The 6,111-nt window shown below is 69.5% G+C and carries 4 protein-coding genes and 1 rRNA gene; 1 reads left to right on the forward strand and 4 read right to left on the reverse strand.

All coding sequences use genetic code 11. The annotated features are described in order from the left end of the window. Positions 1 to 7: 7 nt before the first annotated feature. Entirely contained in the window at positions 8 to 1,255 is a 1,248-nt protein-coding gene (hisS, locus tag BLS25_RS16375; RefSeq protein WP_218128185.1) for a histidine--tRNA ligase, read from the reverse strand. 140 nt (positions 1,256 to 1,395) lie between these two features. Next, positions 1,396 to 2,001, reverse strand: a complete 606-nt coding sequence (locus BLS25_RS16380; protein ID WP_143017996.1) for a nucleoside triphosphate pyrophosphohydrolase — start codon at positions 1,999 to 2,001, stop codon at positions 1,396 to 1,398. Between the two features lie 271 nt (positions 2,002 to 2,272). Here BLS25_RS16380 and BLS25_RS16385 point away from each other — a divergent pair, with 271 nt between their 5' ends. Beyond that, positions 2,273 to 4,945: a phosphoenolpyruvate carboxylase gene (locus BLS25_RS16385; RefSeq protein ID WP_074697092.1), complete on the forward strand. Its 2,673-nt coding sequence runs from the start codon at positions 2,273 to 2,275 to the stop codon at positions 4,943 to 4,945. A gap of 33 nt (positions 4,946 to 4,978) precedes the next feature. Here the strand turns inward: BLS25_RS16385 and BLS25_RS16390 are convergent, their stop codons facing one another. Together BLS25_RS16390 and rrf are read right to left on the reverse strand one after the other, a co-directional pair. Continuing rightward, entirely contained in the window at positions 4,979 to 5,617 is a 639-nt protein-coding gene (locus BLS25_RS16390) for a gamma carbonic anhydrase family protein (protein ID WP_074697094.1), read from the reverse strand. 226 nt (positions 5,618 to 5,843) lie between these two features. Beyond that, positions 5,844 to 5,960: ribosomal RNA gene (rrf, locus tag BLS25_RS16395) — 5S ribosomal RNA — on the reverse strand. Between the last annotated feature and the right edge of the window lie 151 nt (positions 5,961 to 6,111).

Here is a 6,111-nt window from a genome sequence, read left to right on the forward strand (position 1 = left end):
GTCGGCGTCAGGCGAGCGGTTTGACCTCGAGGGTCTCGGGGGTCGTGTCGGCGTTCACGCTCGCGAACGAGGCGTAGCCGTCCGCCGCGGAACGCTCGAGCAGCGCTTTCATGTTCTTCGCGCGTTGCTCCACGCGCACGCGCGCGCCGTCGGCGATGAGCGCCGTCTTCAGTGCGAGCAGTCGCGCGAACGGCACGTCGCGATCGTGGACGAGGACGATCGCGCGCTCGCCGTCGGCGTCGGTGGCCGGCAGCAGGTCGACGATGCGCTCGAACCCGATCGAGAAGCCCACGGCCGGAACCTGCTGGCCGAGGAAGCGCCCGATCATGCCGTCGTACCGGCCGCCGCCGCCGAGCGAGTAGTCGACGCTCGGGTGGGCGAGCTCGAAGATCGTGCCCGTGTAGTAGCCCATGCCCCGCACGAGGAACGGGTCGAAGACCAGGGGAACGGCTCCCCCGCGCGCGGCGGCCACCGTGTCGCCGAGATCGACGAGGTGCGCGACGACCTCGTCCGGGATGCCGTCGGGCAGCGCCGCGCGGATGCCGGGCTCGTCGAACGACGGCTCGGCCGCGGGCCGCTCCAGGTAGGCGGCGAAGGCGTCGACGGCCGAGGCGTTCACCCCGCGTCCGCGGAGCTCTTCCACCACCCCCGAGGGGCCGACCTTGTCGAGCTTGTCGATCGTGATGAGCACACCCGGGCGCTCATCGGGCGCGAAGCCGAAGACGTCGAGCATCGCGTCGAGGGCGCGCCGGTCGTTGACGCGGATCGACCCGCCCTCGAGACCCAGCGCGTCGAGGACATCGAGGCTCGCGGTCATCAGTTCGGCCTCGGCACGCGCCGAGGCGTCGCCGATGATGTCGATGTCGCACTGCATGAACTGGCGGTAACGCCCCTTCTGCGGGCGCTCGGCGCGCCAGACCGGGGCGATCTGGATCGAGCGGAACACCGTCGGAAGCTGTGCGCGGTGCGTGGCGTAGAACCGGGCGAGGGGCACGGTGAGGTCGTAGCGCAGGCCCAGGTCGGCCAGCGCGGCAGGGTCGTCGGCGGCGCTGCGGATGCCCTCGGCATCCATCCCCCGCTTGAGGATGCTGAACGACAGCTTCTCGTTGTCGCCGCCGATCCCGGCGTGCAGGCGGTCGTAGTCCTCCATGACGGGGGTCTCGATCTCGTCGAAGCCGTGGGCGCGGTAACGCTCGCGGATGACGGCGAGCACGCGCTCGCGACGGGCCTTGTCAGCGGGGAGGAAGTCGCGCATGCCGCGCGGCGGGTTCACGGATGCCACGGCCCCATTCTTCCAGAGCGGCGCGGGCGGTCCGTCGTCCGGCGCGTCGCCCGCCGGCGGTCGAGATCACCCGCTCCGGCCGCACCGGACCGTGTGCGCTCGCGCGGAGCCCGTCATCGCGGGCCCGCCTCCGCCTCACGCACCTCGGTCCGCAGGTCGCGCACGCGTTCGCGCAGGGCGCGCTCGGCGTCCCAGCCGCGCGAGCGCGCCAGATGCACGAGGGTCAGCAGCGCGTCGCCGAGCTCCGCTTCGGTCGCGGGGTCGGCCAGGTGATGCGTCGGCGCGCAGACACCGACCTGCGCGGCCTTCCCCATCACCTTCTGCGCGAGCGCGAGAGCGGGCATGTGGTCGCTGACCCCGTCGAGCACGCTGGTGCGCGTGCTCTTCTCGGCGGCCTTGGCCGCATTCCAGTGCACCAGCACCTCTTCGGGTGTGGTGGCCACGGCATCCGCGAACACATGCGGATGCCGCCGCACCATCTTCTCGGTGAGTCCCCGGGCGACGTCGTCGATGTCGAAGGGATCGTCGACATCGCCCGCGGCGATCTCGGCATGGAACAGGACCTGCCAGAGCAGGTCGCCGAGCTCCTCGCGCAGGTCGCTGCGCGTGCCGGACTCGACGGCGTCGATGACCTCGGCACTCTCTTCGACGAGGTACGGCACGAGATCGCGGTGGTCGATGGTCCGCGTCCAGGCGCAGCGCGCGCGCACGGTTCGCATGGTGTCGGCGGCCTCCCGCAGGGCGTCGTCGCTCACGGTTCCTCCTTCGGCGGGCCCGGCGGTCCGCTCGCCACGAGTATCCCTCGCCCCGAGGCGTGCGGCGCCCGCCCGTGCCGTACGCCGGAGATTTCGGGATGCCGAGCCCCCGCGCCCCGAATCACTGCGGTGACACCCGGGCGCGGCCGAAGATTGTCCGGTGTTCGACCCGCCGGACCGTCGCATGCCGTTACACGTGAATCGATGCCTCCTCGACGCCGATAATCTGGGGCGTGTGCGTGAACTGACCCCGACCGAGGCCATCGACCTCGTGGGCCGCTTCGAAGCCGGCCAGGAGCTCCCCGAACAGATGCGTGCCGATGTGCGCCTGCTGGGATCGCTCTTGGGCCGCGTCCTTCAGGAGAGCGGCTCCCCCGGCCTGTACGACGACGTCGAGCGACTGCGATCGGCGACGATCCAGGCCTACACCGACGAGACGCCCGAGGCGTTCGAACGGGCGGCCGCGATCGCCGACGGCTTCTCGATCGAGCGGGCGGACGAGGTGGCCCGGGCCTTCACGGCCTACTTCCATCTCGTGAACCTCGTCGAGGAGCACCAGCGCGTCCGCGTGCTGCGCGAGCGTGGCGATCATCCCTCGCGCAGCGGCACCCCCGACACGATCGCGAGCGCTTTCGAGCGGCTCTCGAGCGAGGTCGGCGAAGAGACGGCGCTCGCACGCCTCCAGGCGCTCCGCTTCCACCCGGTCTTCACCGCGCACCCCACCGAGGCCCGCCGCCGCGCGATATCGACCAGCATCCGACGTCTTTCCGAGCTGCTGTCGGAGCACGACGACGCCTCCGCGGGTGGCACCGAGAGCCGTCGTGCCGAGCGTCGCATGCTCGAAGAGATCGACACGCTCTGGCGCACCGCCCCTCTACGGCGTGAGAAGCCGTCGCCCGTCGACGAGGTCCGCTCCGTCATGTCCGTGTTCGATGAGACGCTCTACACCGCGGTCCCGCGCGTCTACCGCCGCATCGACGACATCCTGCAGGGCGAGAACGCCGGATCCCGCGCGCCGATCGTCAAGCCGTTCGTGCGCGTCGGCTCGTGGGTCGGCGGCGACCGTGACGGAAACCCCTTCGTCACGGCATCCGTCACCCGCAAGGCCGCCGCGATCGCGAGCGAGCACGTGCTCCTCGGGCTCGAGCGCACGACCCAGCGCGTGGGGCGCGGTTTGACCCTGGATGCCGAGAGCACCCCGCCCAGCGACGCTCTCGTCGCGCTGTGGCACCGCTTGCGCGCCGCAGACGAGGACGCTGCGGCCGAGATCGCCGAGCGCTCCCCCGATGAGCCGCACCGGCGGATCCTGCTGCTGCTCGCCCGCAAGATCGCGGCGACCCGTACCCGCAACGCCGACCTCGCGTACCGCGACCCCGAGCACCTGCTCGCCGACCTGCGCACCGTGCAGGATTCGCTGGTGGCGGCGGGTGCCGCTCGTCAGGCCTACGGCGCCCTGCAGCGTCTCGTGTGGCAGGTCGAGACCTACGGCTTCCACCTGACCGAGCTCGAGGTGCGTCAGCACTCCGCCGTGCACCGCAAGGTCCTCGACGAGCTGCGCGCCGGCGGAGCCCGGAGCGAGCAGACTGACGAGGTCCTCGAGGTCTTCCGCTCGATCGCGTACGTGCAGGAACGCTTCGGACCGCGCGCCGCCGGACGCTACATCGTCTCTTTCACACAGTCGGCCGAAGACCTCGCCAACGTGCACGAGCTCGCCTCGTACGCGATGGGCCCGGGCGAGACGCTTCCGGTGCTCGATGTCATCCCGCTGTTCGAGACCTTCGCCGACCTGCAGGCGGCTCCCGGCATCCTGGCCGAGATCGTGTCGCACCCCTCGTTCGTGAGCCGACTGGATGCCACGGGTCGCCGCCTCGAGGTCATGCTCGGCTACTCCGACTCGTCGAAGGACGTCGGCCCGGTCGCGGCGAACCTCGCCCTCTACGAGGCCCAAGCCGAGATCTCCACGTGGGCCCAGGCCGAGGGCATCGAACTGACGCTGTTCCACGGTCGCGGCGGGGCCCTGGGCCGCGGCGGTGGGCCCGCCAACTCCGCGATCCTCGCGCAGCCGCCCCACTCGGTGGACGGCCGGTTCAAGCTCACCGAGCAGGGCGAGGTCATCTTCGCTCGGTACGGCGACGCGGACATCGCCATGCGTCACATCGATCAGGTGGCGGCCGCCGTTCTCACGGCATCCTCCCCCTCGATCGAACGTCGTAATCGTGGCGCCGCCGAGGCGTTCGCCGACGTGGCGAGCACGATGGACGTCGCTTCTCGCGAGCGGTTCTTCGCCCTCGTCAAGGCTCCGGGCTTCGCACCGTGGTTCGCCACGGTCACCCCGATGGAAGAACTCGGACATCTGGCGCTCGGTTCGCGTCCCGCGCGACGCGGTCTGTCGGTCGAATCGCTCGAGGACCTCCGCGCCATCCCGTGGGTGTTCTCGTGGACGCAGGCGCGCATCAACCTCGCCGGCTGGTTCGGTCTGGGCACCGCCCTCGACGCTGTGGGCGACGAGCAGCGTCTGCGCGACGCGTACGAGCAGTGGCCGCTGTTCCGCACGATGATCGACAACGTCGCCATGAGCCTCGCCAAGGCCGACGAGCGCATTGCCCGCCGCTACCTGGCCCTCGGCGACCGCGACGACCTCGCGCAGCTCGTGATGGACGAGATGCTCCTCACCCGATCCTGGGTCGAGCGCATCACCGGAGGCGACCTGCTGGGCAACAAGCCCATCCTCCAGCGCGCCGTCAAGATGCGCAGTCCCTACGTCGACGCGCTCTCGCTTCTGCAGCTCCGGGCTCTGCGCGCGCTGCGGGATGCGGACTCCGACAACCCGACTCCGGATGCCGAACACCAGCGCCTCCTGCTGCTGTCGGTGAGCGGAGTGGCCGCCGGTCTGCAGAACACCGGCTGACGTTCAGGACCGATACGGCGCGCCGCTCCTCTCTCAGAGGGGCGGCGCGTCTTTCGTGATGTCGACGGTCTCGTGGTCGACGCGTCGGTCCGTCCGGTGCCGCGACAAGCTTCGACCGTAGCGTTCCGTGAGCTGCACCATGAGATCGGGCGTCTGCCGATCCAAGGCGAAGACGTAACCCGGGAAGTCGAGTTCCTTCTGTGCGGCCCAGATCTCCTCGTGCCGGTCGGGAGGGAGGATCTGCAGGGGATCCCCCACGGCCACCCAGGCGATCGGGACGACGGTGTCCGGGGGCAGCAGGGTGCGCACGTGCACGACGGCGTTGATCCGCACTTCGCTGCGATCGCCCACCACCGCGCCGTTGAAGATGCGCGTACCCGTCGCGAGAAAGACCTCTTCGCCGATGTCGGCGCCCGCGATGCTCGCCATCGGGCCGATCAGGGTGTGGGCACCGACGTGGACGGCGTGCGCCGAGCTCGCGCGCACGAGGGCGTTCTCCATCACGATGGAGTCGTCGCCGAGGACGACGGGGCTCCCCTCGGACGTGATCACCGCACCGTGGAGAACTTGGCATCCGGCGCCTATCCTCACGTCGCCGCTGATCACCGCCGTGGGGGCGATGGTGGCATCGGGGTGGATCCGGGGCTCGACCCCCAGGTGTGTGTAGAGCATGACGGCGTCCCTTCTCGGTGCCGTCAGCGTAGACCCGGGGTCGTCCCCATCGATACGCCGGGGTACGGCGAAGCGCCGGTGCCCACAGGCTCCAGTTTCTGGGTGGTGTGGGCACCGGCGCTGAAACCCAATCCCCGGGCGGTCGACCGGGGTCGATCACCGGGGGATTGTGCCCGTAAATGCGAAATGGCCACCCAACTTTGGGTGGCCATTTCGACTAAAAGAAGTCCGGCGGTGTCCTACTCTCCCACAGGGTCCCCCCTGCAGTACCATCGGCGCTGAGAGGCTTAGCTTCCGGGTTCGGAATGTAACCGGGCGTTTCCCTCTCGCTATGGCCGCCGAAACACTATTGATGTTTCAAAAACCAACAACGACATGATCATTGTTGAGTTCCCGACCGTACATCGAGAACCACTCAGTGGACGCAAGCACCAAAAACAGGTGTGTTATCAAGTCATCGGCTTATTAGTACCGGTCAGCTTCACGTATTACTA

The organism is Microbacterium testaceum StLB037, from assembly GCF_900104345.1.
Classification (GTDB): Bacteria; Actinomycetota; Actinomycetes; order Actinomycetales; family Microbacteriaceae; genus Microbacterium; species Microbacterium testaceum_A.